Source organism: Chelativorans sp. M5D2P16, from assembly GCF_034427935.1.
In the GTDB taxonomy this organism is placed as follows: Bacteria; Pseudomonadota; Alphaproteobacteria; order Rhizobiales; family Rhizobiaceae; genus Chelativorans.
Genome location: NZ_JAXQNM010000041.1, coordinates 1 through 2,500, shown reverse-complemented (window position 1 = coordinate 2,500; position 2,500 = coordinate 1). Strand labels below are relative to the sequence as shown.

The 2,500-nt window shown below is 56.5% G+C and carries 1 tRNA gene and 2 rRNA genes (1 of these 3 cut by a window edge); all 3 read left to right on the top strand.

The annotated features are described in order from the left end of the window. Positions 1-2,050, top strand: a 23S ribosomal RNA gene (locus tag SIN08_RS21790); it begins 863 nt to the left of the window's first position. Between the two features lie 168 nt (positions 2,051-2,218). After that, positions 2,219-2,333 (top strand): 5S ribosomal RNA (gene rrf / locus SIN08_RS21785). 90 nt (positions 2,334-2,423) lie between these two features. Then, positions 2,424-2,500, top strand: a tRNA-Met gene (locus SIN08_RS21780).

Sequence of the window (2,500 nt, the reverse complement as noted above, 5' to 3'; positions counted from 1 at the left end):
ACGGTAACACGTACTGGAGGGCCGAACCCGTATCTGTTGCAATAGATTGGGATGACTTGTGGCTAGGGGTGAAAGGCCAATCAAACTCGGAAATAGCTGGTTCTCCGCGAAATCTATTTAGGTAGAGCGTCGACCGAATACCCTCGGGGGTAGAGCACTGGATGGGCTAGGGGTCCTCACCGGATTACCAAACCTAACCAAACTCCGAATACCGAGGAGTACTGGTCGGCAGACACACGGCGGGTGCTAACGTCCGTCGTGGAGAGGGAAACAACCCTGACCAGCAGCTAAGGTCCCCAAGTCATGGCTAAGTGGGAAAGGATGTGAGGACCCCAAAACAACCAGGATGTTGGCTTAGAAGCAGCCATCATTTAAAGAAAGCGTAACAGCTCACTGGTCTAATCAAGGGTCTTTGCGCCGAAAATGTATCGGGGCTAAAGCCATGCACCGAAGCTCTGGGCTCAGCTTGCTGAGCGGTAGCGGAGCGTTCCGTAGGTCCGTGAAGGAAGACCCGTGAGGGCTTCTGGAGATATCGGAAGTGCGAATGCTGACATGAGTAACGATAAAGGGGGTGAGAGACCCCCTCGCCGAAAGTCCAAGGGTTCCTGCTTAAAGTTAATCTGAGCAGGGTTAGCCGGCCCCTAAGGCGAGGCCGAAAGGCGTAGTCGATGGGAACCACGTTAACATTCGTGGGCCTGGAGGTAGTGACGGATTGCGGACGTTGTCCTTCCTTATCGGATTGGAAGGGCCGCCAAGCGGTTCCGGGAAATAGCTCCTCCATATAGACCGTACCCGAAACCGACACAGGTGGACTGGTAGAGCATACCAAGGCGCTTGAGAGAACTCTGCTGAAGGAACTCGGCAATTTGCACGCGTAACTTCGGGATAAGCGTGACCTTCTCGAGGGCAACCTCGGGGGGGTGGCACAGACCAGGGGGTGGCGACTGTTTATCAAAAACACAGGGCTCTGCGAAGTCGCAAGACGACGTATAGGGTCTGACGCCTGCCCGGTGCCGGAAGGTTAAGAGGAGGGGTGCAAGCCCTGAATCGAAGCCCCGGTAAACGGCGGCCGTAACTATAACGGTCCTAAGGTAGCGAAATTCCTTGTCGGGTAAGTTCCGACCTGCACGAATGGCGTAACGACCTCCCCGCTGTCTCCAGCAGAGACTCAGTGAAATTGAATTCCCCGTGAAGATGCGGGGTACCTGCGGTTAGACGGAAAGACCCCGTGCACCTTTACTATAGCTTTACACTGGCATTCGTGTTCGCATGTGTAGGATAGGTGGTAGGCTTTGAAGCCAGGGCGCCAGCCTTGGTGGAGCCACCCTTGAAATACCACCCTTGCGGACATGGATGTCTAACCGCGGCCCGTCATCCGGGTCCGGGACAGTGTATGGTGGGTAGTTTGACTGGGGCGGTCGCCTCCCAAAGAGTAACGGAGGCGCGCGATGGTGGGCTCAGAACGGTCGGAAATCGTTCGCTGAGTGCAATGGCATAAGCCTGCCTGACTGCGAGACAGACAAGTCGAGCAGAGACGAAAGTCGGTCATAGTGATCCGGTGGTCCCGCGTGGAAGGGCCATCGCTCAACGGATAAAAGGTACGCCGGGGATAACAGGCTGATGACCCCCAAGAGTCCATATCGACGGGGTTGTTTGGCACCTCGATGTCGACTCATCGCATCCTGGGGCTGGAGCAGGTCCCAAGGGTATGGCTGTTCGCCATTTAAAGCGGTACGTGAGTTGGGTTCAGAACGTCGTGAGACAGTTCGGTCCCTATCTGCCGTGGGTGTTGGAATATTGACAGGATCTGTCCCTAGTACGAGAGGACCGGGATGGACGCACCTCTGGTGGACCTGTTGTGGCGCCAGCCGCATTGCAGGGTAGCTATGTGCGGACGGGATAACCGCTGAAGGCATCTAAGCGGGAAACCCACCTGAAAACGAGTGTTCCCTATCAGAGCCGTGGTAGACCACCACGTCGATAGGCCGGGTGTGGAAGTGCGGCAACGCATGAAGCTTACCGGTACTAATCGCTCGATCGGCTTGATCATTCTCATTGCTCGTGCCCATCTTTCATGTCCTCACGGATGAGCGCGGCTTACGCCGCTATCCTCCGGACGGGGCGCGCAAGAATGCGCGACGGCCAGTCGGCCTTGCGAAGCTTCGCTTCGTAAGGCGGGGCTGCAAACCCAGCTTCTCGATTTGATGCGCTTGGCCGACCTGGTGGTCATGGCGGGGTGGCTGCACCCGTTCCCATTCCGAACACGGCCGTGAAACGCCCCAGCGCCGATGGTACTTCGTCTCAAGACGCGGGAGAGTAGGTCACCGCCAGGTCTGCCAAACGCATCAACAAACTTCTCTTCAAAACGCCAGAAAAGACGCAAAAACACACGCAATCCAAAACGCGTGGCAAAACCAAAATGACGCGGGGTGGAGCAGCCCGGTAGCTCGTCAGGCTCATAACCTGAAGGTCGTAGGTTCAAATCCTACCCCCGCAACCA